Source organism: Calothrix sp. NIES-2100 (assembly GCF_963875285.1).
Classification (GTDB): domain Bacteria; phylum Cyanobacteriota; class Cyanobacteriia; order Cyanobacteriales; family Nostocaceae; genus Aulosira.
In genome coordinates, this window is the sequence record NZ_CAWNLA010000001.1 from 5,092,399 (window position 1) to 5,116,559 (window position 24,161).

Here is a 24,161-nt window from a genome sequence, read left to right on the forward strand (position 1 = left end):
TCCAAGGAGCGATCGCTATTGATTACGCATAATTACAGAATTATATCCCCAAAATATTGTTAAAAAAAGCCAAATATTTGTGATTTTCCCTGAGCCGGAAGACTGCTGTTTTAAGACAAGCTAACAGTAGTACTGCGAAGCGGAGTTCAAAATTCAAAATAAAGTTGATTTTTTTACGCCGTGCTGTCCGAGAAAAGTTCATGAGGAGTAATCTATGACTCTACCCAAACGTTCATCTCGCATTCTCGAAAAAGCTCAACAGAGAGTTTCTGGAATGCAAACTATCGATGCAAATCTTGATTTTGGTGATTCTAATAGCTTGCACAACATGCTACAACAAATTGAGCAATTACGCAACAAGCTCAACACCCACAACAATGCTCTGTCTGTAATTGATGCTTCTAGAACTGATATTGAACAGCTAGAAAAAAGCTTGAGCGTTTTGTGTGAAAATATGCTGATGTCAGTTGCAGGCAAATACGGCAAAGACAGCGCGGAATATGTCAAGGCTGGTGGTGTGCGTAAAAGCGATCGCATTCGCAAAGGTACTAAAACTCGGATAAAAACTGGTGCAGAGCAAGCGGCTGTTAAGTCTGATCCAACTACTAGTAGTCCACCACATTAATTCTGATAGGTGAAGTTGGTTAGATCCCCGACTTCTTGGAGAAGTCGGGGATCTAGCATAAGAGCAAAGTTATCCAACAGTGGGAGTCATTACTTTATCTCCAAAGCTTTGACTTCCTTGCATATACTCCTCTAAACTAAAGGAATCTACTTGAATCGCATCATTACGGGCAAACTCTGCTTCACATATAAGTTCAACGTCTTTCTCGCTAATTACCCCAGCTTTCAAGGCTGCGGAAATTAACTCATCGGGTTTTAGGTGTGGTAGTTTCCCCGCATGGCTAGCATTTTTGATAGTTTTGATGATTGGTTCAGCTTGGGATAACAAGGTGAAAGCTTTTTCCAAGCGTCCCAATGCTTCATTGCTGCTGCGGGGAATATGAATACCTGCGGTGAGGCGATCGCGTATTTCTCCTGGAGTTTGTAATTTATGCGCAACTTCAGCACCAAGTTTGTCATCAGGTAATGAACCAATGGGATTAAGTCGCCACCACCAAGTCAAGAAATTACCTAATACTGGCACAAATAAATTCTGGAAAATCCCCTCAAACGCTAACTGCATCTGCGCAAAAGCATATTGCATCGCCCAATGCACAAAAGGTAAGTCTTCGGGTTTTCGTCCTTCGGCTTCAAAACGGCGCAGAGTAGCAGTTGCTAGGTACATCCAGGTGAGAATATCCGCAAACCTTCCTGTCAGTTTCTCCCGTCGCTTCAAGGTTCCACCGAAGGAGAACATCGCAATATCAGTTAGTAAGGCAAAGGTAGCCGCAGCCCATTGTAATTTGCGGTAATATTTAGCTGTCGCACCTGACACTGGTGAAGCTGCTAAATTCCCACGGGTAAGATAAAGAAGTTTGGCGCGGAAACCATTACGCACCGTCAACCCTAAATGATGCCAAAAAGCGCGATCAAAAGCAGTCACATCTGATTGACTTAGGGCTGTAATTTCCTGATAGACGTAAGGATGACAGCGAATCGCCCCTTGTCCAAAAATCATCAAGGTACGGGTGAGAATATTTGCACCTTCTACGGTAATGGAAATTGGAGTGGCTGTATAAATATTTGCCAATAAATTTCTGGGGCCTCGGCAAATTCCCGCACCGCCCATAATGTCCATACCGTCGTTGATGATTTTACGGGATAATTCTGTCAAACTGTATTTGGCGATCGCCGAAATTACCGCAGGTTGTTCGCCTTGATCTACCGCACCGCAGGTATAAGTTCGCGCTGCTTCCATTAAGTAGGTTAAACCGCCAATTCTCGCTAAAGGTTCTTCTACACCTTCAAACCGACCAATCGCTAAACCAAATTGTTGTCGTACCACAGCATGGGCGCTGGTAACTCTCGCTACTAACTTCGCCACGCCCGTACAACTAGCCGGGAAGCTAATTCCCCTACCTGCGGCTAGGCTTTGCATCAACATTTTCCAGCCATTACCAGCCTGTTCCACACCGCCGATAATTTGCTCAACAGGGATAATAACGTTATGTCCTTCTGTAGGAGAATTGTAAAAAGGTACACCCATTGGGTCATGCCTTCTACCCATAATTACGCCCGGTGTGTCGGTGGGGATTAAAACGCAGGTAATGCCAACTTCTTTACCTTTGCCTAAGTAATTTTCCGGGTCGCGTAATTTAAAAGCTAGTCCTAAAAGAGAGGCGATCGCAGCTAAAGTAATATATCGTTTCTTCCAATTCAACCGCAGATAAAGCTTACCATCTTCACCTCTAAATACCGTTCCTTCTGACTTAATACTAGCTGCATCTGACCCAGCCGTCGGTTCTGTCAGCGCAAAACAAGGAATTTCCTCACCCCTGGCGAGGCGGGGTAGGTAATAATTTTTCTGTTCCTCTGTTCCATAGCGGAGTAATAATTTTGCGGGGCCTAATGAATTTGTTACGCCAACAGTCGCCACATGGGTAAAAGAACGCGATGCTAACTTAGTCATCACATTGCTGTAGGCGAAATTAGAAAATCCCAAACCGCCATACTCTTGAGGAATCATCATTCCTAAAAAGCGTTCTTGTTTGAGATAGTCCCAAACTTCAGGCGGTAAATCCTTGCGGCGGTAAATTTCCCAATCACTCACCATGCGACAAACTTGTTCAACGGGACCATCAAGAAAGGCTTGCAATTCTGGTGTAACTAGAGGATATGGTTCTTGATTAATTCTGTGAAAATTTGGTTTACCTGAGAAGAATTCCCCATCTACCCAAACATTACCCGCTTCAATAGCTGCGCGTTCGGTATCAGAGATTTTGGGTAATAAATTAAAAGCTTTAATGGCTTTGATTAATGGTGATGTGATGATATTTTGGCGGATAATTGGGATATTGAAAATAAGAGCGATCGCACCAAAAATCACCCAAGTCCAAATAGGGGCGTGAACAGTTACTAGTAATGCTGCGAAATATAGCGACCAAACCCATAAAGGAACGCCGATGTAACCAAGAAACAGTATGAATAAAATAGACGCGGCGACGCGGAGACTGAGGGACGCGGTGATTATTTGTAAGTAGTTTTGTGAAAAAAAGGAAGTAATCATAGCTTTACCTTTTTACTAATCCCATGTGCAATTAAATATTTGTCGTGATGACTCAGACAAAGTAATAAGACACGGGGATTGGGAGATATTTTCTTTATGTCTTTCTCTCCGCGTCACCGCGTCCCTACGTCCCCGCGTCATCTTCAGTCCCTAAATCATCAAATTCTCAAACACCGCCGCAGCACCCATTCCCCCGCCTACACACATCGTCACCAAACCATAACGGACGCTACGCCGTTTCATTTCGTGGAATAAGGTAGCTGTAAGTTTCGCACCAGTACAACCGAGGGGATGTCCTAAAGCGATCGCACCACCGTTAACATTGACAATTTCTTCATTAAGTCCAAGTTTGCGAATGACAGCCAAGCTTTGAGCTGCAAAGGCTTCGTTAAGTTCGATTAAACCAATATCGTTTAAAGTAAGACCAACTTGTTTTAAGACTTTGGGAACAGCTTCCACCGGGCCAATACCCATCACTTCCGGGGCGACACCTGCAACCGCATAGCCTAACATTTTACCCATTGGACGGACATCGAGCATATGTACCATGCGATCGCTCATCACGACTGTTGCAGCTGCACCATCGGACATTTGCGATGAATTACCGGCTGTCACCGCACCACCCATGCGAAATACAGGCTGCAATTTCATCAAGGCTTCCATACTGGTATCTGGACGCGGCCCTTCATCTACCGTCAATACCTTTTCTATCGGTCTGGGAGTACCATCAACATAGAGAACTTCCTGAACTTTTAGCGGTACAGTTTCCTCTGCAAACCGCCCTTGTCTAATAGCAACCACAGCCTTTTGGTGTGAACGCAGCGCAAAAGCATCCTGTTCTTGACGAGAGATTTCGTAATGCTGCATGACATTTTCGGCTGTAATCCCCATCGTGCAGTAAACCTTGGGTATATCCACCATCATGTCTGGATTGGGGGCTAAATAATGCCCGCCCATTGGAATCAAACTCATCGATTCCGCACCACCAGCCACAATTACCTCTGCGTGTCCTGCCATAATTGCTTGAGATGCGATCGCAATACTTTGCAATCCCGAAGCACAGAAGCGATTCACAGTCATCCCGGCGACGGAATCAGGTAACCCTGCACGTTGAGCAATTAACCGTCCAATATTAAACCCCTGTTCTGCTTCTGGAAAAGCACAACCCATAATGACATCATCAATATATACAGCTTCTAAATCTTTAACTTTTTCAATTGCTGCTTTCACAACAACTGCACCCATATCATCAGGACGCATATTATGTAGAGTTCCTCGTGGTGCTTTGCCTACAGGCGTGCGAACGCTACTCACTATATACGCTTCTTTCATAAATAACTCCCACCTATTGATAAATAAGGCAAAAGAGATAATTCTCTTCCTCCTCTTCCTTCGTGTTCTTTGCGCCTTTGCGGTTCGTTTAAAAAAATTCAGAACGAACCGCGAAGACACGAAGGTCGCAAAGGTAAGAGGGATTAAAAGGGTTTTTGCGTTAGTTTCTGAGAGGCTTCTTAGTTTTCAAAGTATGAGCAAATCTTTCTTGCGTTTTTGGTTGGTGTAATAGTGGTAAAAAGGATTCTCTCTCCAATTTTGATAAGTACTCTTCATCAACCAAAGCAGGCGCAGTTAATTCTCCTCCAGTCATCACATACGCCAAACGACTAGCTAAATAATGGTCATATTCAGAAATATAACCACCCTGCTGCATCACATAAGCTGCGTGTTCCAACATCGCCCGCGCCGGACGACCTAGCACCATGATGGCGTTACGTTCTACTGGTGGTGTGTAACCAACGTGATCTAAACACAGCACTTCCTCTTTCGCCACAGATAAAAGCCTGTCGGAATTCATTACAATCTTAGTTGATGGAGAAAGGAAACCTAATTCCTGTCCTTCATGGGCGCTACTGGAAACCTTCGCCATTCCAACAGTTTCAAATACTTTCCTTAAGAAGGGTTGAATATCTTGTGGTGATTCGCTGGCGGCTTTGTCAACCGCCCAGGTAACCATGCGCATAATCCCGCCAGCCCCAGGAATCAAACCTACGCTGAGTTCTACTAATCCGATGTAAGTTTCCGCCGCTGCGACTACATGGGGACAAGCTAAAACTAATTCACAACCTCCACCTAACACCCGCCCAACAATTGCAGCCACAATTGGTTTGGGGAAATATTTAATCCGTTGCAGTAATGCTTGGAATTTGACAATTAAATCGGCAATACCTTTACCGTTATCTGTTTGCGCCAACATGGCCATTTCTGCCAAATTCGCGCCACCAGAGAAGTTTGCACTATCGTTTCCAATGATTAAACCTCGGTAATCACTGTTTTCAATAATATCTAATACCGCAGCTAATCCTTCTACGACTTTTAAAGTTAGGGTATGTCCTTTGGAATGAAACTCATATAAAACAACTCCATCACCCAAGTCTAACAAAGAAGCTTCTGAATTTTCCCACAAGATATTTTTGGCATCTTCTTTGATAGCTGGTATATTAATTTCGTCTGTTGGGGCTTTGGGTTGTTCGCTAATACATACAGCACAGGCTTCAACTACCTTTTGTTCCGCCCAAGATAGTCGGTCTTGGCGATAGAAACTATGCACACCAGAATTGTGCATCTTTTCTACCCACTCTGGCACAGATATATCAGCAGCTTTCATGTCTGCTAATACAGTTTCAAAGCCGAGGACATCCCAAATTTCAAAGGGGCCGAGTTCCCAACCGAAACCCCAACGAATCGCCCTGTCTATATCTGCGGGTTTATCAGCAATTTCGGGGATGCGACGGGCGCTGTAACCTAAGATTTCTAAGGTGGATTGGCGGAAGAATTTACCAGCACGACCAGAATCGTGGTAGAGTTTGCGTAGGCGATCGCCTAAATTACCAATTTTCCCAATTCCCTCAATATCCCCTAAATCCAGCGGTTTCGCGGCTTCATACCCTAACGTTGTCGGATTAAGAGAAAGAATTTCCTTACCTTGCTTCTTGTAAAATCCTTGACCTGTTTTTGCGCCCAATGTCCCAGTTTCTACGAGTTTCTTCATTAACTGCGGAACTCGCAAAACCTCCCGGCTTTCATCTTGAGGAATCGCTGGGTAAAGGTTTTTCGCTACATACAGCAATGTATCTAACCCTACTACATCAGCAGTGCGGAATGTAGCTGATTTTGGTCGTCCAGCGATTACTCCAGTTAACGTATCGATTTCTTCAATTGTGTAACCTTGCTCAGTCACACCCTTAATCCCCAACATCGTTGCATACATCCCGATGCGGTTGGCAATAAAGTTAGGTGTGTCTTTAGCTACTACCACACCTTTACCCAGATGTATCCTCCCAAACCATTGCATTCTTTCCAGGATTTGCAGATCAGTATCAGGTGTAGGAATTAACTCTAATAATTTAAGATAGCGAGGAGGGTTAAAAAAGTGAGTACCTAAAAACCGCTGACGAAAAGCTTCCGAACGCCCTTGAGCAATTTCATTGATGGGTAAGCCACTAGTATTAGTAGACACCACAGCATCATCACGAATTGTACTTTCGATTCGCGCCATCAAATCTTGTTTAATAGCGAGATTTTCGACTACAACTTCAATTACCCAATCAACATTAGCAATGCGGTGGAAATGTTCGTCAAAATTTCCCAAAATAATCCTGCGCGCTGTTTTTTCTGTAAAGAAAATTGGTGGAGATTGCTTGAGTGCTTTTTTAAAAGCTGTTTCCACAACCTCGTTTTTATTGTCACCTTTAGCCGCAATATCCAATAAATGAACTGTTAAGCCCGCATTCGCTAAATGTGCGGCGATTTGAGTTCCCATCACCCCCGCACCCAATACTGCTGCTGTTCGGAACGGCTTAAACATACATCACCCTTCCTTGTTCGATTTTAGATTTTAGATTTTAGATTTTGGATTAAATTAACTACCTAACTCGCAAAAAATCACGCTACTGACGCAAAAACTCTTTATAACTCTCTTCCCTCCGCGCCCTCTGCGCCCTCTGCGGTTCGTTTCCTAATTCTCTTTCACACCTTGAACCTTCCCAGCCAAACTAAATCTTACGAATTAAGAGATTGCGCAAACGTAGGACATGAAAAAGTCTGATTTTCTGGACATAAATCATTTACTTTTTCTATTGTGACACCTCCCGCCCTTTGTACCCTCTTTTCTTCATACATTGCATTAATTACTTGAGTAAACACCCGTAAAATCTTGCCTCGATTTACCTCCTGAGTAGATGTCAACATTCCATTCTCAACAGTCAGGCTATAATTAATAAGCTGAAACCTTTTTACCGTTGACCAATGAGGTAAATGACAATTCGCTTCATCCACCAATGCTTGATATAAAGCGATAATACAAGGATGTTGCAGCAAGTCTTCAGTAGGTAAATCAATTCCACTTAATAAAGCCTGCTGATGCAAGTTTTCTACATCTGGAAAAATCAGCATAGAACAAAACTTACAATCAGCACCTACAGTAACAGCGTGCGCTATTAAAGGAGATTTTTCCAGCTTGCTTTCTATCGGTTGTGGCGTGACATACTTTCCAGTGGAGAGTTTAAAGCGGCTTTTCTTCAAACCAGTAATCTTGAGAAAACCCTCAGAGGTAAATTCTCCTAAATCGCCTGTATGTAACCAACCTTGAGCATCAATTAATTGTTGGGTAGCTGCTGTATTTTTATAATAACCTTGGGTGATGTAGGGACTTCTCGTGAGAATTTCCCCATCTTCAGCAAGAGTCACTTCCACCCCAGCAATTGGTACACCTACGGTTCCTGGGCGGTTGAATTGACTGCGATTACAAGCTACGGCTGAACTGGTTTCAGTTAAACCATAGCCTTGGAGAATTTTTATTCCCGCAGCTGCAAATAAATTCACAATTTCTGGTTTTAAGGCTGCACCTCCACTAAGTAAGTATTTAATATTCCCGCCAAAAACAGCACGCCATTGAGAAAAGATGAAACTATCTGCCACTTTCAGCATCAAAGCATCTTGATGTTTTGGTGTTTTACCCAATTCATATTTTTGGGCTAATTTTACTGCCCACTTCATCATCGATTGGGATAAGGGAAGATAAAATTGTCGGGCGGAAATAGCATTATGCGGAGACAGTAAATGTGCTTTTAAAGTTCTCCCCGTTCTCGACAATTTGATAGTGGCTTCCCGCAGGGTAGCAAGTGCTGTTTTCCCCTTCCAGGTGCTGGGAAACCTCAAGGGTAAGCTTACCCGGTTCTCCGTTACTTTTTTACTTTGTGTCTGACTTTTTTCTCCTGCTTCTATCAGCTTGGCATAAACTTTTTCTAACAGCAAAGGGACTGTAGCAAATATTGTCGGCTTAACTTCTTTCAGGTGTTTTAAAACCCGATTAGAATTACTAAAATAAATGCTGTGTCCATAGTTAATATGACCGTAAATAAAGACGCGAGCTAAAACATGAGTTAATGGTAGAAATGAAAGAATTACCTCCTGCGATCCAAATCCTAAATTAGGAATTCCTGTAAACATTGCTAGGGCATTTGCAGAGAGATTTTCATGGGTGAGCATTACCCCTTGAGGTTCGCCTGTAATTCCCGGAATGTAAATAATAGTTGCTAAGTCATCAGCTATTATTTTTGATTGGAGTTCGTTTACAGTTAATTCAGAATTTTTTGCTCTGCCTTGAGAGCGAATTTCCTCCAAAGAAAATACTTTCATCCCTGTATCATGTTGTTGATGCCATTCTTGAGGAACATCAGCAACTATTATTGTTTGGACATGAGTTACATTTTCCAGATAAGGAATAATTTGTGCCAGCAATTCTAGATTAGAAATAATCAGCGCTTTTGCTTGTGTGTGCTGCAAGATGAAAATAATGTGTTCAATTGTCTGAGTTACATCAATTGGCACATTTACCAAACCTGCGAGTAAAGAACCCATGTCAGCAATGCAAAAGTTAACATCGCTGTGCATGAGTAAAGCAATACAATCGCCTGCTTCTAGTTCCAAATCCAGCAAGCCTAAGGCTAATTCCGCCGCCGCTGTGCGCAATTCGTGATTAGATAAAGGTTGCCAGCCTGTATCTGTAAACTGGTTTAAAGCGCGGGGGTTAGGAAAGCGATCGCACGCTTCATCTAATAAGGTAAGCAAAGTCCGCCCTAAGACTACTTCTCCAGAATTTGGAGGCGCTCTATAAGTCTTATTTGTAGATAACATTTTATCCCAGAAGATTTTATGACTCTTCCCCTCGTTATCAGTTATTAATCATCGTTTGCTTCAAGTTCGGTTAATTTCTGCTAATTCAAAACTGTACGCATCCCCCTGTCACAGAGTCTCCGTGTTAGTTTGAATTACAAGTGTTCATCCTCACTTGATATAAGTCTCTATTGAATAATCAGTTATATTCAGATACTTCAGCGAAACTAAATGCCAGACCAGGTAATGTCTAAGATGCCGACTTCTGATACCCAAGTCCTGTTGTTTGCCAAATTTCTCCTCGCGATTTCGGATTTATTAAAGACAGAACAAGTGTTTATTTAAGATATAGGTCTATTTCATACCTAATGCCTTAAACGTAGCTTATCTGTACTAATAATAATGTAGATCATGGTGGGGATCAACGACAAGCTTTGTATCTTTTTCGCAAAGAAACCCTTCACATAGTAAAAGTTTCAGTATGTAAACTAGGTATTTTTATCAGACATTTAGATGCAGGATTGTCTATTTCTCCATCTAAATGCTTTTCTAGCCAATGTTCTAAATCTACAAGTACTTTTTGGTAATTGATATCCTGGTGGAAGTCGTGATAGTCTCCAGGATACTCATAGCTTTCTTTGTCCGGGAAGCTGACTTTTTGGAAAAATGCCACACTACCTTCTGGCGGTGTAATCCTATCGCCACTGCTATACATAATTAACAAAGGGACTTGTAACTCACTCGCATGGTTTTCAACCCATTTTTCAGTCGCGAAAAACTCCGCAGCCAGTCGTGCAGTTCCATACTCGTGACGTAATGGATCTTGGGTGAGAATATAATTCTGACCGCGTAAACTTGTGCCCTGATCAAGACCGACTTTCAGGCTAAAGTTTGGCCAGACTTGTGAAAGCATTCGCCCCAATGCAACTTTCAGCACAGGAAGGTTAACTTTTCCCAAAGCAGGTGCTGTGAGAATTAGCCCTTGCAAACTTTGCGGAAAGCGTAAAGCATAATCAACTGCGATCGCAGCTCCTAAACTATGACCCCACAAAAAACATGCACAACTCGGCCCTCGTTCCTGAATCCTGGTTAAAAAGGTATGTAAATCTTCTCGTAACTCTGCCCAGGAATTAATATGTCCTCGTTGTCCAGGCGATCGCCCATGTCCCCGCAGATCAAAAGCGTAGACAGCATAACCCAAAGGCAGTAAATGCTGCACAGCATCGTTAAACAATCCGCTATGGGCACCGAACCCGTGTACCATAGCAATCACTGCCCTTAATTCTCCCTCTGGCTGCCAACTTTGGTAATAAAGATTTAGCCCTCCTGCTCCCGTGAAGGTGCCTTCAATGTGTGTCATTGCTATACCTACCAAATGCGTTTTTCTAGAATTGATGTCTCAAGACGCAATTGGAGATTGTTGGGTTAAGTATAAATGCTGGTATTAACAATCTACATCTTGAGACCTTGATCCAAATTGATTGAGAAATTTGTCAGGTCTCAAGACTTAGGTTTCAAAAGTCGTTGTGCATCTTTTTATATTGTATTAATTCTATTGAATTCAGTTGGAAGTCTCAACAATTATTAGCGCTAGAATCTACCTTTAGTAATAAGGGCATGGGGCATGGGGCATGGGGCATGGGGCATGGGGCATTGGGCAATAGTTATTTCTATGCGTCCCTATGTCTGTTTATCCCCTTGTCTCACATCTTGCACAAAAGTATTTATACTGAGGAATAAGTTTTTAATAAACATTATATTTTAGCAATAAAACGAAAAATCAACTTTATTAGCCTGCCTTTGCAGGCTTTGTTTGTATAGCCTCACCCTTATAGGGTGTAGGTGCAAGATATCAGTTGTCCTCCTTTCATACATGGCGATGAAAATTTTTTCCTCGGAACTGGGTTCTTTTTCATTAATAAGACTTAGAGCAGTTTTCACGTATTTGCACCACATCTATCGTAAATTAACAGCATTGTTCCCTACAACCTGGTCTATTTAGCTAAAAATAGCTGTAAAGCCTGATTAACGCAGTTCCAAGCCTGATTAACGCAGTTCAAAGCCTGATTAATCAGGCTCAAAGACTCCCTGACGAAATTCGCAGACTCAACAATAATATTATGTTCGCTTAATTAGTCGTGATTCCCATAGTAATTGCACCCCACCCCTTAATCCCCTCCCCGTTTACGGGGAGGGGAGACAAAGCGTAGCTTTGGCGGGGTGGGGTGCAGCGATAAAATGTTCGTTTTACCGAAATTTTTGGGATCTGTGCCCCTAGGGCTGATTTATTTTTTGGTATTCTCTTAGGCTTTGGCTAAATTTTCAGCAGCAAAGTCCCAGTTAACTAACTGCTCAAGGAAGTTCTTGATAAATGCAGGACGAGCATTTCTGTAGTCGATGTAGTAGGCGTGTTCCCAAACATCTAGGGTGAGAAGTGCTTTTTGTCCATAAGCTAGGGGGTTCTCTGCATTTGGTGTTTTGATTACTTTCAAAGTACCACCATCATCAATCAGCCAAGCCCATCCACTGCCAAACTGAGTTGTAGCAGCGTTTGTGAACTCTTCTTTAAATTTATCGAAGCTACCAAAATCTTTATCGATTTTATCGGCTAGTGCGCCTGAAGGTTGACCACCGCCTGCTGGCTTCAGTGAGTTCCAGAAGAAGGTGTGGTTCCAAACTTGAGCAGCATTGTTAAAGATTCCCGCTTTAGAAGCATCTTTAAAAGAGGTTTTGATTACCTCTTCGAGTGACTTATCAGCCAGTTCTGTACCTTCGGTAAGCTTATTCAGGTTGTCTACATAAGCTTTGTGGTGTTTGCCATAGTGATACTCGAAAGTCTCACCTTTCATGCCATACTGCTCTAGAGCATTAAAGTCGTAGGGTAGGGCGGGCTGTTGAAATGTCATTGTGTGAAATCCTCTCTTGACCGGTTTCCAGTTTCAAGCTATTGAGAAGCTTAGGAAATTACAGGTTTTGTGGTGATAAGTTTGATGTCCTTTATCCTGGAACATAAAACTTAACATCGTCATTCTACTATTAAAGTGAAAATTACAACACAGGACTTTTAAAATTAGTTAAATCCCCACTGGGGCTGGAGGGAATTTCCAAATTCCTCGGGAAAAGTTTGTGACATCAGCAAACCATCAGCGCCAGTTTTCGCAAAATTCTTTACCCTGATTATAGGTATCGGATCTATTTCCGACTCTAATTTCTGGAACAATAGAAATTTATCTATGTACCTCGCTTTTAACCTCTTGTTAAGGAGCAGCAAGCGGGATATGCCAAATAAAAAAACATCGGAAATTTTCTTTGAGGATGGGTGTCCCCACCCTTAGAATATTCAGGACATCCCAAAAGAGGTCTAATTTATGGCGCGAAGCTGTGTCAAAAATCAGTTGTTAATTGTCAATTGTTTTGAAGTAGCTTAATAAGCGATCGCTTTATGGGCGGTTTTAAAATATCTTTGCCACTGACTACTATACGAGCGCCTTCACAGATATCCGTACGGGCGGGTTTACACATATCCTCATTCATTAACAAAGATCCAAATAAACCCGCCCCTACACATGATTTAAATAAACCCGCCCCTATTGACAAAAAACTCCACTCACAGATTCGGAGCTTTTTTATTTTTTACTATAAATGAATCTAAATCTTCTAACCTTGGTAGTAGTAATTCAGATATTTAAAATCAGTCTTAAGCTAGATGAATTAATTGCCAAATTAGTTATTATTCAAATACACAAAGCTGTATTAAAAAAAGCGAACTCTCTAGATTTTCAGAATGGTGAGTGGGTTCTAGGTCACTCACCTCTGTACATCAAGTCAGCAATTAACAGAAAATTACAGGGCTGACCATTGCGGTAACTGTTGTTGACAATAGCTAACAATTTTGTCTGTGACTTCAGATGCGCAAAGACCATCAGTTTGAATTTCAATCGCATCTGCGGCTTTTTGTAAGGGTGAAACTTTGCGCGTGCTATCTTTCCAGTCACGTTCAGCAATATCCCGCTCCAACTGCTCTAGACTGACTTCAGGCTGGTTTTGTTTTTTAAAGTCTTGTTGTCTGCGGCGTGCGCGTTCGCTGACAGAGGCGGTTAAGAAGATTTTTACTTCCGCATCGGGGAAGACATGAGTACCAATGTCTCTACCTTCAGCTACTAAACCACCTCTTTTACCCCAGCTTTGCTGTTGTTTGACTAAGGCTTTACGGACAGCACTTTGTGCAGCGATCGCGGATACTTTTGATGTCACTTCCAGAGTGCGAATTGCTTGGGTAACATCAGTACCATTAATCCAAACCTGGACAGGAGATTGTAAATCCTGGCTAGGAGTCAGTTGAATTTCGCAAGAATTGGCTAATTCAGCGATCGCACATTCATCGTCAAGGGGAATATCCTGTTGCAGTACCAGCCAAGTTACAGCCCGATACATAGATCCGGTGTCTAAATACACTAGACCTAATTTGGCTGCCACTTGCCGAGCCACTGTAGATTTTCCTGCGCCTGCGGGGCCATCAATGGCGATGATCGGTAGGCGATCGCACAGGAGAATATTGTCAATTAAGCGTGTAGAACCAAGACGAGCTGCGATCGCGAGCATTCCTTCCTCCTCAACTTTTTCTAAAGTCATTAATGTATTCGGATCAACCAATTCAATATATTCCACTAAGACAGCACTGACAATTGCTACTTCTTGCTGCACCGCTGCGATTAGCTGACTGCTATCGCGAACCCCTGCTTTGAAAATAGCCTCAGCTTGCTGTAAGCCACGATATAAAACCGCAGCCTGCTCTTTTTGAGTTGCAGTCAAATATTGATTGCGAGAACTTAAGGCCAGACCAGACGCTTCCCGCACCGTTGGACAAGCAACAATCTCTAGGGGAAAATTCAAATCAGCCACTAAGCGTTTAATAATTGCTAGTTGCTGACCATCCTTTTGCCCAAAGTAGGCTCGGTCAGGCTGTACCAAGTTGAAAAGCTTGGTCACGATCGTGGCCACACCCTGGAAGTGCCCTTGCCGAAACCCACCACACAAGCCTGTTATCATAGCAGATGGAGGGATTACTTGTGTAACCTTCGCTTCTTGTATACTCTTCTGGGGAACTCCCATTTCTTCCGGAGTCGGCGCAAAAATTACGTCTACCCCAGCTTGCTCGCATAGTTGCATGTCTAACTCTAAAGTCCGGGGGTAACGTTGAAAATCCTCCTTGGGGGCAAATTGCAGCGGATTGACAAAAATGCTGACAATTACCGTAGAATTTTCTTGCCTAGCTCGTTGAATCAAGCTTAAATGACCTTCATGTAACCCTCCCATTGTCGGCACTAAACCGACAGCAGTTTGGTCAAAGCTAGTCATTTCATCTAGTACGACATCTTCTAGAACCGCACACTTATTTTCCGCGCGGCTTTTAGTTAAATAGCAGCTTAAAGCTGCAACTGTTCTCAACAGGCGCACAAAATACCCCTAGTTTTCTTGATCCCTCCCCCGTTAGTTTATATCTGAAATAGGGGGCAGAGATGCTCAACTAGGGGAATTTAAGTAATAACTAACGGAAACTAGAGAAAAGAAGTGTGAAGTTTAAAAGATGAAGTATGAAACTACTTCATACTTCATACTTCATCCTTTAGCCTTGATACTTTATCTGCCTAAGACTTCAATCTTCACTGGAGCAACACCACTACCCATCATTCCTAATATTCGCGCTGCACCAGCAGAAAGGTCAAGAATTCGACCCCGAATGTACGGACCTCTGTCCGTAATAGACACCACTACAGATCGACCATTGCGGGTGTTAGTCACACGAACTCTTGTACCAAAGGGTAAGCTACGATGGGCGGCAGTCATTCCTTCTGGATGAAATCTTTTACCACTGGCAGTACGGCTACCAGAACCATCATATCCATACCAGGAAGCCATGCCATTGAGTGTAATTCGCACTGGGCCAATGGCAACTTGTTGTGGCAATTTTGGTATTGATAAGGGGGAACGAACTGGTAAATTAGCAATCTCGCCGATCGGTGAGGCGTTACCAATGAGTCTGCGCATCCGATTAGTCGCTTGCAATGCATCTTGCGCCAGATTGTTGGTGGAATTGGCTAGTCGGGTATGATCATTGATTTCCACCAATTCTTCGCCATTTACCTTGATGGTGTAGCGATCGCCTGATTTTTGCTCTGAGTCAACGGCTTTAGAAAGCGATTCGCCGCCTCCTTTCCAGCTGACACTAATCTGACTGGCATCTACATTGTCTCGAAACAGCTCGTTAATTTTCGCTGCTATTATACCAGCTTTTTGTACCGGGTCATTTTGAGCCGCAGTAATTTGGTTACTTACATCCGAAACATTGCCAATGCTTGCTACCTTGGTTGAGTTGCTAGCAATAGGGGCGTACATTTGCACGCCCCCAGAATTTCCTATTACGCCGACTTTACTATCAGCACTAGCTGATGGTAAAGAACTCAAAAAGGTAAGAACAGGAATATTTCGGATAAAAAGTGTTGCCGCCTGACGACCTTCAATGCTGTGAGAATGAATTAGAGCGATCGCAGCATCAGAGGTAGGTTTCCCTGCTGGGGATTGATACTCTCCTACTTTGACAACATCACCTGCTGGCGATTGTTGGGAAGCAAGCGCAGTTCCCTTGGTAGTTTGAGTGCGACCGACTGAGGGCATCCCTAAAACAGTCAGAAACAGGGCGACAATAGTCCACAAATGTCTTTGATTCATGCGTCCGATTTTAAAGCGACTGTAGAACAGAAGTTTTACGGTTCGTGGGATTTTCCACCTGTAAAAGTGACACCCCAGACAACTCGAACTCGTTCCGCTTTCACTTTTTGTTCATAACTGCAACAGACTAACACGAACCTTTGAGCTTGGGGATCAGGGTTTTAGCGTAAGTCTTGGTAACTTTAGCAAATTTTTCTGCTGTTTTCAAGCCGCAAACCTTGCTCAAATGCGGATTTCAACTGTGTAACGTTTTTTTTGATAAGTAAAACTTTTCTTATGAAAAATTAACATTCTCGGAGCATTAAATTGAGCCAGCTACCTGCAAATATTTCCCCAAATATTGACTCTATATGTAATTTTTCATTCCCTAATATTTGACTATATAAACTCAATCATATAAAAACTTTATAAATTAAAACTTGCGAATAAATACTGAAAGTTATCATTTTTATCAAATCTTTACATTTGTTACTAAACATCCTGTAACAGTAGTTACAGCTTTTTCTTCAGAGGGATGACACAAAATTAATTTTGATAAAAAAAGTAACAATCACTACATATTATTTAGCTATGACAAACTCAATAATCATTAAAAATTAGTTATATAAAGCACTAGTAATTACCGTATCCCTAACGTCTTAACGGCAAAATAATCATATGTATTATTTTTTACAAAAAAGAAAATATATCAAGATAAATAACACAATAACTTGCCAACTGAGAAAATAGAATCACATTGTAGTTCAGCAATTACGCAGGTGTCTTTTAATTTCTAGTTGAGGCGGTCAATGGTCAAGGGTCAATGGTCATTGAGACAAGGGACAACTGACAACTGACAACTAACTATTGACTGTTGCATAAGTCCTATAGTGGATCGAGTATGATTTTTTAGAACAAGCTGTAAGCCTCATGGCAACTCAAGGAGATTTAGAAACAGTCGCATTGCCTTTTCTAGAAGTTCTCAAGGACTTGCATTCCCAGTACAAGTCACTAAAAGAAGGTGTAGTAGCAAAATACATTCCAGAACTAGCAAAGGTAAATCCGGATTTGTTTAGCATCTGCATTGTGACTGTAGATGGCCAGATTTACGAAGTTGGGGATTTTGAGCAACTGTTTACCATTCAGTCAATTTCCAAGGTGTTTGCATACGGACTGGCCCTTGAGGATCATGGAAGAGATTATGTTTTGACCAGAGTTGGCGTGGAACCAACGGGAGATGCATTCAATGCCATTATCCTTGATGAACAATCAAATCGACCATTAAACCCAATGGTAAATGCTGGGGCGATCGCTACTACTAGTTTAATCAAAGGTACAGGGGCAAGCGATCGCCTGAACCGGATGCTGGATATGTTTAAACGATACATTGGTCATGATGTATTCGTTGATATTTCCGTATTCACCTCAGAACGCAGTACAGGACATCGCAACCGCGCAATGGCACATCTCATGCTCAACTTTGGCATGATTGACCAGAATATAGAAGAGTCCTTGGATCTATACTTCCAGCAGTGTGCGGTGATGGTAAATTGTCGTGACTTAGCAGTGATGGCGGCGACTTTAGCTAATAAAGGTATCAACCCCATTACTCAAGAACAAGCGGTAAAGAAAAGTTACATTAAAGACATTCTGAGTGTGATGTACACTTGCGGGATGTATAACTTTGCAGGTGAATGGGCTTATAAAGTCGGTATTCCTGCGAAAAGTGGAATTTGTGGGGGAATTCTGGCCGTTGTCCCCCAGCAGATGGGAATTGCAGTATTTTCGCCGCCATTAGATAGACGTGGTAATAGCGTCCGGGGGGTGAAAGTATGTGAGGAACTTTCCCAGCAGCTTGGGTTACATTTATTTGAGTGTTCAGGCGCTAAGGACTAGGGGAACCAGGGCTAGGGAAGGATGAGGGGGCTAGGGGGACAAAGAGGACAAATGACAACCCTATCCCGTATTTTCCTTGCACCCAGCTACTTAAACAAACTGAATATCATTCAGGCTATAGCCATTACCAACGATCGCGACTATATCAAAACCAGGGAAAATTAGAGATGAATTGAGACTGTCTTGGGCAATATTTGTTTTGGAAGCATCGTAGACACCATTGTTTTTGACGATCTGATCTACAGTTGCTGTCACCTGAGAATCTTTAAAGTCGCTACCAATGGCTATCTCTCCAGTAGTTGAGTCGAATAGGGGGCGGATAGCAATGTAGTTTCGTCCAAAGATATAGTTTGCCAGTTTTTTCAATTGGATTTTATCCTGACCAGTCTGGAAATCTTGAGCGAAGGCGAAGTCATTGAGACCAAAAAATCCGCCACCTCCTACATAGTAAGAATTTTTTGCATCGCCAACGACAAACTTATCAGCATCAGCACCGCCGCTGAGGATATCTACTTCTTTAATACCTGGGTTAACACTCCCAGGAGCAACACCGATTAAGGTATCTTGACCACCAAGACCAGAAATGTTGTCATTTCCCTTGTTACCTGTAAGCAGATTATCTTTGCTGTCACCAAAAATGCTGTCATTTTGGGTAGTACCAGTGACATTGACAAAGTTCTGCACTTGGAATTTAACTGCGCCTAGCAGAGGAATTCCATTCACAACTAGACGGTTGGCTGACAAATTAACATCTAATGATGTGGTTGTACTCGTACCAGTGGAACCATCAATAGCATTAGCTTGATTTGTCGTCCCAATGATTGATTCTATGTTCCGGATCTGATCGATACCAGCTCCGTTTTTATTCACAACACCGACAGCTTCTAGGGTGATAGCATTACGCGAATTACTGTAATCAGCGGTATCGAAATCAGTACCCCCATCTAAGATGTCATTGCCAGTGTCACCAATTAAGGTATCATTGCCAGTTCCACCGTTTAAGCTATCGTTCCCGTCACTGCGAGCAAATAAGTTGATACCACTTTTGCTACCGCCAGCAATTACATCATTACCACCATCGCCATTGATGGTATCATCGCCATTGAGTCCAAAGATTTGGTCGTTACCGTCTTTGCCAATGAGTAAGTTACTGCCACCATCGCCGAGAATCTGGTCAGCTTGTGAAGTCCCAGTGACATTGACAAAGTTCTGAACTTGGAATTTGACTGAACCTAGTCCGGGAATCCCATTCACAACTAGACTGTTGACTGACAAATTAACATCTAATGATGTGGTTGTACTCGTACCAGTAGAAGCATCAATCGCATTGGTTTTTCCTGTCGCCCCAATGATTGATTCTATGTTCAGGATCTGATCGATACCAGATGCGCCTTTATTCACAACACCTACAGCTTGTAAGGTGATTGCGTTACCCACATTACTATAGTCAACGGTATCGAAATAAGTACCCCCATCTAAGATGTCATTGCCACTGCCACCAATTAAGGTATCATTGCCACTGCCACCGTTTAAGCTATCGTTCCCGTCACTAGCAGAACCAACGATGGTACTTTTGCTACCGCCACCAATCACATCATTACCACCATCGCCTTTGATGGTATCATTGCCGTTGAGTCCAAAAATTTGGTCGTTGCCCTCTTTTCCAGTCAGCAAGTTATTGCCTTGACTACCGATAATTTGGTCGGCTTGTGAAGTCCCAGTTACTCTAGCAAAGTTGAGAACTTGAAACTTCAAAGTCCCAATCCCCGGAACTCCGTTCACAACCAGACTGTTAGTTGACAAATTGACATCTAATGATGTGGTTGTGCTGGTACTGGTGGAACCATCAATAATATTGGTTTTTCCTTTCGCCCCAATAATCGTCTCAATTCCAAACAGCCGATCTGTACCTTCTGTGCCTTTTTTGACAAACCCGGCAGCTTCTAAAGTAACGGCTTGACCCAACTCACTATAGTCAACTGTATCCGTGCCAGTATCTCCTATAAAGATATCATTGCCGGTACTACCAATAATGCGATCGTTTCCGGCTAGGGCAATTACAAGATCGTTCAACGCAGTGGTGGGGAGGATGTCATCCAAGGGAGTTCCGACAATTAGATTATCAATCAGCGATAACTCTTGTGCAGATACAGCAGCCGGAATATAGGCTTGATATTGGTCAAGTTTTTCTACCATTTTTTATTACCTATGATTGGATTTAATGAAAATACTTGTTGGTCAAGAGTAAAACGTGCAGCAAAAAAACGGCCAAGGGGTAACAAAAAAGAAAAGCAATAAGCTTTAACCCCTTACCCTTTACCCTTTAACCCAAAGCAAATTAAGAGTTGAAATGTTTGAACCGAAAAGTATTGGATTTAGCCATAGTTATCATAATATTTGTCAATAAATAAATTTAATAAAATATTAAAAGTACTTTTAAGAGATTTTTAAAGATTATATAAAGACGTGTTTAGCTTGTGACTAGATGGTGTAAAAGTGCCTTCATGAAGATAGATAATCCAGGATACAAATCTCTATTTTCATGGCTAATTTTTCAATGAAAATACCTTGATGCTCTAAATCTGTAAATTCGTTTTACAGAGAAAATTTGATAGCTAAAAAATATTTGTCTACTCGCACCCACAAATGTTGTCAAAATACTAAATAATCACAGCTTGATGCATTTAGGACTTACGCAAAAAACCTCTCAAACTCTCATTACCACCGAAGTGCTGATCTAAGGAAGCCTTATCTGGTGACTTGTGTGTGTATACTCTGTGTCCGTAAGTCCTGGCATTGTGGAGCGTCTTGAATTCCGCTGATGCTTCTAATATTGTGGAATACCAACTATTTTCAAAGTTCAGTGCTATTACAGTAGTTATATAAAATACTAAGTGTGAAGCTGAAGAAAATACTTTAACAATAAATATGTCAATCTTAGTTTCAATACTCGACTTTCTAGTTTCTATTAATGGAGTAGGTAAGCTATGGGCTGCTGATGGTCAATTTTTGGGAGTGCTATCAAGTGACCGATATGACTCAAACTCAATCAACAATCCTGACGGGATGTATGGTGGGACGTATGGAATTTACAGTATCAGCAATCCTTACGGGGTATATGGCGGGACGTATGGAATTTACAGCCCTTACAATACTTATTGCATAAATCCGCCTTTTGTTGTTTACCAAGGTCAAGTAGTGCTGGTTCTATCAAAAAACGCTAATTTTCAGAGCAATGGTGTACCAGTTATTGACCCTGATCTTCTAGTGAGTGTATACGCAAAAATTGGCCAGCCACAAAACCCTTTTTATTCATCTGTAGCTTCCAAGTTCGATTCTGGTTGGGGTTGAATTTATAATTTCTCAGCGATCGCTTTACATGGAATGTAACTAAAATTTTTAGTTATATAAAGTACAGATTATTTGCGCTGATTGCGGATAGCCTGCTCAAATTCAACAACAGCATCGTACTGATCGGGTATGGCGATATAGTGCAGCAGCAATGCACGATCTAATTCGGGAAAAAACCCACTCCGGTTTACTTCTTGATACTCGCCATCCTCAGTAAGCCGGAATATTTTAATTTCGTTAGATTTCCAAAACCAAACTTCAGGGACTTTTTTGGGTTTGTACAACTCTGTCCTGTTAATTGTGCCACTGGTGACAATGACTTCAATCACAATGTCAGGAACTTCTTTTTCTGTGCCGATACTATAAGACTCATCTGGTGTACCTGAAGCATAGCCTGGTGCTTCTAGTGTGAAACCTCCACGTTTGTAAAATCGAATGCCCAACTGTTTCATGTAAGCTTCTAGCAGCAAGCCAAGGGTACTTTTCACTTTCTCATGTTTTTCACCAATGGGAGCCATAATTTCTAATATCCCTGACAAATAAGACAGTCGGACATTGCGGTTGTCCTCTAACTGTGCCTCAATTCCTTTGAATTGCTCCCACGAAACATCCTTGAGAGTTACCAGTCTTTCTTCGGTGAAATACTCTACAACTGGGATGCTCATAACAACACTTTCTGAACAGGAATAATCTTACGCTCACTAATTTTAGTATAGAACCCTTATTGATTTTTGAATAAACTCATACCAATTCAAATAATGTTTGCGACACATAAATTAATTCATAAGGGCATAACAATCTTCCCTACCCATTTGTCAAATTCTTTTTTCAAATTGGTATCAGGTATATATAGCATTCTCAGGGCACAGCATTGCTGTGCCCCTACAAAAATTTTATTTTTACTTTGTAAACAACCGCTAACGTGTATATTTTATACTTTCAACTTTCCCTAAAAACTTGTCTGTGAAAATGCTCATGACAGTGCGCTTGCGGACGTTAATATTAGCACTCAAAGACATCCCAGATTGGAGAGGTACGTCTGCACCATTAACATTAAGGGCTTGTTTTTCTAAGCGGATTTCAGCAGCAAAACGATAATATGGATGGGTTTGATCGGGAGGTAAAGCATCGGAACCTATACGAACTAAGTGCCCTTTAATATCACTAAATTCAGTGTAAGGAAAAGAGTCAATTCTCACATCTACAGGCATTCCAGCTTTGACAAAACCGATATCATTATTGGTGATGAAAACTTGTGCTACAAGGTTTTCTGGAGGGACAATTTTGAGAATGGTTTCACTGCTGTTATAAACGTATCCAGAATTGCGAGGTTTTAAATCAAAAATAACACCATCATTTGAGGCTCGCAGTTCTTGATATTTCATATTCAACTGAAGTTCGCTGATTTCACTGTTAATTTCTTGGATTTTTTTCTTATTTTCAACAATGACTTTGGTAAGTTGACTATCTATATCAGCGATGCGCTTTTCGTTATCGGCTATTTTGCTGAGTAAATCTTCTTTGGAAAGGGCGATCGCATTTTGTAGTTTCTTTTCTCCTTGGGCGATCGCTAATTTTAAACGTTCTTCTTCTTGCACTAGGCGGTTAACTTCAGCTTGGCTAGTGTCTGCGGCTTGTCGTCGTTCTAGGTAGGGTAAACGGGCGAATGCTCCCTTTTTCACCAGCGTTTGGATGTTATTGGCAATTTCTAAGTTTGTTGTCAGACTACTTCTAGCACTAATCAGTTGGGCTTGCACTTGATTTAACTGGCGGGTTAATTGTTCCCGATCCAAGCGCACTGAATCAATCCGAGTTTCTTTTTCTAATTGTCTATTGACTAAGCGTTCTCGAGAACGCGGGTTTAAGTCGCGTATTCCCAAGCCTGCGTTTAATTCGGCGCGAAAAAGTTGATTTTCTTGCACCAAAGCTGCACGGTTTTCTGTGAGTGCGGCTAATTCTGGTACTTCCTTTAACTGCTGGGGGCTAGAATTAGCTGTGAGCGATCGCATCTGCATCTGGTAAAACTGATTTTCTGCCATTAAGCTGGCGCGAACTGCTTGCTGGGAAGTTAATTTCGCCTGACTAGTAGTGCGATCGAAGCTAACTAATAAGTCGCCTTTTTTGACTCTTTGTCCTTCTTGGACGTGAATTTTAGAAATGACTCCGCCTACTGGTGCTTGGATCTCTTTGACAAAACCTTTGGGTTCGAGTTTACCTTGCACGGGAACAGATTCATCAATTTTGGCAGTAGCAGCCCAAATAAGAGAAAAAGTTGTGACTCCAACTATACTCCAGACAATAGCATGAGACCAAGCACGAGATTGTTTGAGGATGACGGGCTGATCGAACTCTTCTTTCTCTTCAGGTAAAGTCAATCCTGAACCGAAAATACCCGTATCCCCTTGCAGGAGAAGTTGCCATTGACGCTGGGCTTGTGGGAAGCGCTTCCAGATTAAAAATATGCCGCCAACGGCAAACAATAATAAAAAACCGCCCGTAGATAAAAGCATTTCTATCTGTAAAGGACGATATCCCACAGCATCAACATAATTATTGTGATAATCGCTCTTTTGCTGCAATAATGGTTGATTTTGAGATTGCGTTTGCGCCACTGTTCGCGAATCTTTCGGACTAGTCTCTTGATTAATCGGCGGTGAAAAAGCTAACTCCATGCTTTCTGGTTCACTAACGCAATTACCAATATCAGATTTTGCTTTTGTTGTCTCATCAGTACGAATTTCTTGACACTGATTAGCCGGTGTTGGCGAAATATTGGAACATTGTGTGCAAGCTAGCAGTAAAGATAAATCTGGCATGGTTCTACTTGGTAGTTGTCAATAGTCAAGAGTCAATAGTCAGTTGTTAT

Annotated in this window: 14 protein-coding genes; 3 read left to right on the forward strand and 11 right to left on the reverse strand. The window is 42.0% G+C overall.

The genetic code is table 11. The features are described from left to right. The first annotated feature begins 214 nt into the window (after window positions 1-214). Window positions 215-625: a hypothetical protein gene (locus AACU32_RS20955; protein ID WP_096602910.1), complete on the forward strand. Its 411-nt coding sequence runs from the start codon at window positions 215-217 to the stop codon at window positions 623-625. Between the two features lie 69 nt (window positions 626-694). On the opposite strand, the gene AACU32_RS20960 is transcribed toward AACU32_RS20955, so the two are convergent. The 8 genes from AACU32_RS20960 to AACU32_RS20995 all read right to left on the reverse strand — a co-directional run bounded on the left by AACU32_RS20960 (window position 695) and on the right by AACU32_RS20995 (window position 16,069). Next, a complete protein-coding gene (locus AACU32_RS20960) occupies window positions 695-3,067 on the reverse strand; it encodes an acyl-CoA dehydrogenase (protein WP_339378700.1) in 2,373 nt (790 codons plus the stop codon). 252 nt (window positions 3,068-3,319) lie between these two features. Beyond that, window positions 3,320-4,501, reverse strand: a complete 1,182-nt coding sequence (locus tag AACU32_RS20965) for a thiolase family protein (RefSeq protein WP_096602914.1) — start codon at window positions 4,499-4,501, stop codon at window positions 3,320-3,322. A gap of 160 nt (window positions 4,502-4,661) precedes the next feature. Beyond that, entirely contained in the window at window positions 4,662-7,031 is a 2,370-nt protein-coding gene (locus AACU32_RS20970; RefSeq protein ID WP_096602916.1) for a 3-hydroxyacyl-CoA dehydrogenase/enoyl-CoA hydratase family protein, read from the reverse strand. A 194-nt stretch (window positions 7,032-7,225) separates the two neighbouring features. Next, window positions 7,226-9,361, reverse strand: a complete 2,136-nt coding sequence (locus AACU32_RS20975) for an AMP-dependent synthetase/ligase (RefSeq protein ID WP_096602918.1) — start codon at window positions 9,359-9,361, stop codon at window positions 7,226-7,228. A 439-nt stretch (window positions 9,362-9,800) separates the two neighbouring features. Further along, entirely contained in the window at window positions 9,801-10,700 is a 900-nt protein-coding gene (locus tag AACU32_RS20980) for an alpha/beta hydrolase (protein ID WP_096602920.1), read from the reverse strand. A gap of 943 nt (window positions 10,701-11,643) precedes the next feature. Then, a complete protein-coding gene (locus AACU32_RS20985) occupies window positions 11,644-12,246 on the reverse strand; it encodes a superoxide dismutase (RefSeq protein ID WP_096602922.1) in 603 nt (200 codons plus the stop codon). A gap of 937 nt (window positions 12,247-13,183) precedes the next feature. Next, window positions 13,184-14,797, reverse strand: a complete 1,614-nt coding sequence (locus AACU32_RS20990) for a bifunctional pantoate--beta-alanine ligase/(d)CMP kinase (protein WP_096602928.1) — start codon at window positions 14,795-14,797, stop codon at window positions 13,184-13,186. Between the two features lie 183 nt (window positions 14,798-14,980). Continuing rightward, window positions 14,981-16,069 carry a septal ring lytic transglycosylase RlpA family protein gene (locus tag AACU32_RS20995; RefSeq protein WP_096602930.1) on the reverse strand — a complete coding sequence of 363 codons (1,089 nt, stop codon included), beginning with the start codon at window positions 16,067-16,069 and terminating at the stop codon, window positions 14,981-14,983. A 909-nt stretch (window positions 16,070-16,978) separates the two neighbouring features. Here AACU32_RS20995 and glsA point away from each other — a divergent pair. Continuing rightward, window positions 16,979-17,944, forward strand: a complete 966-nt coding sequence (gene glsA / locus AACU32_RS21000) for a glutaminase A (RefSeq protein WP_096602932.1) — start codon at window positions 16,979-16,981, stop codon at window positions 17,942-17,944. A gap of 90 nt (window positions 17,945-18,034) precedes the next feature. Here glsA and AACU32_RS21005 read toward each other — a convergent pair whose 3' ends face one another. Continuing rightward, entirely contained in the window at window positions 18,035-20,140 is a 2,106-nt protein-coding gene (locus AACU32_RS21005) for a calcium-binding protein (protein WP_096602934.1), read from the reverse strand. A gap of 732 nt (window positions 20,141-20,872) precedes the next feature. Between AACU32_RS21005 and AACU32_RS21010 the strand changes: the two genes are divergently transcribed. Further along, window positions 20,873-21,295, forward strand: coding sequence for a hypothetical protein (locus AACU32_RS21010; protein ID WP_096602936.1), 423 nt, complete (start codon window positions 20,873-20,875; stop codon window positions 21,293-21,295). 68 nt (window positions 21,296-21,363) lie between these two features. Here AACU32_RS21010 and AACU32_RS21015 read toward each other — a convergent pair whose 3' ends face one another. Further along, the gene (locus tag AACU32_RS21015; RefSeq protein ID WP_096602938.1) at window positions 21,364-21,960 is read right to left on the reverse strand and encodes a Uma2 family endonuclease; all 597 of its coding nucleotides are present in this window, start codon (window positions 21,958-21,960) and stop codon (window positions 21,364-21,366) included. A gap of 252 nt (window positions 21,961-22,212) precedes the next feature. After that, the gene (locus AACU32_RS21020) at window positions 22,213-24,111 is read right to left on the reverse strand and encodes an HlyD family efflux transporter periplasmic adaptor subunit (protein WP_096602940.1); all 1,899 of its coding nucleotides are present in this window, start codon (window positions 24,109-24,111) and stop codon (window positions 22,213-22,215) included. Between the last annotated feature and the right edge of the window lie 50 nt (window positions 24,112-24,161).

Coding starts and splice junctions, on each gene's coding strand:
- AACU32_RS20995 (WP_096602930.1), bottom strand. CDS start 16,069: ATGAATCAAAGACATTTGTGGACTATTGTCGCCCTGTTTCTGACTGTT.
- glsA (WP_096602932.1), top strand. CDS start 16,979: ATGGCAACTCAAGGAGATTTAGAAACAGTCGCATTGCCTTTTCTAGAA.
- AACU32_RS21005 (WP_096602934.1), bottom strand. CDS start 20,140: ATGGTAGAAAAACTTGACCAATATCAAGCCTATATTCCGGCTGCTGTA.
- AACU32_RS20985 (WP_096602922.1), bottom strand. CDS start 12,246: ATGACATTTCAACAGCCCGCCCTACCCTACGACTTTAATGCTCTAGAG.
- AACU32_RS20965 (WP_096602914.1), bottom strand. CDS start 4,501: ATGAAAGAAGCGTATATAGTGAGTAGCGTTCGCACGCCTGTAGGCAAA.
- AACU32_RS20975 (WP_096602918.1), bottom strand. CDS start 9,361: ATGTTATCTACAAATAAGACTTATAGAGCGCCTCCAAATTCTGGAGAA.
- AACU32_RS21020 (WP_096602940.1), bottom strand. CDS start 24,111: ATGCCAGATTTATCTTTACTGCTAGCTTGCACACAATGTTCCAATATT.
- AACU32_RS20980 (WP_096602920.1), bottom strand. CDS start 10,700: ATGACACACATTGAAGGCACCTTCACGGGAGCAGGAGGGCTAAATCTT.
- AACU32_RS21015 (WP_096602938.1), bottom strand. CDS start 21,960: ATGAGCATCCCAGTTGTAGAGTATTTCACCGAAGAAAGACTGGTAACT.
- AACU32_RS20955 (WP_096602910.1), top strand. CDS start 215: ATGACTCTACCCAAACGTTCATCTCGCATTCTCGAAAAAGCTCAACAG.
- AACU32_RS21010 (WP_096602936.1), top strand. CDS start 20,873: ATGTCAATCTTAGTTTCAATACTCGACTTTCTAGTTTCTATTAATGGA.
- AACU32_RS20970 (WP_096602916.1), bottom strand. CDS start 7,031: ATGTTTAAGCCGTTCCGAACAGCAGCAGTATTGGGTGCGGGGGTGATG.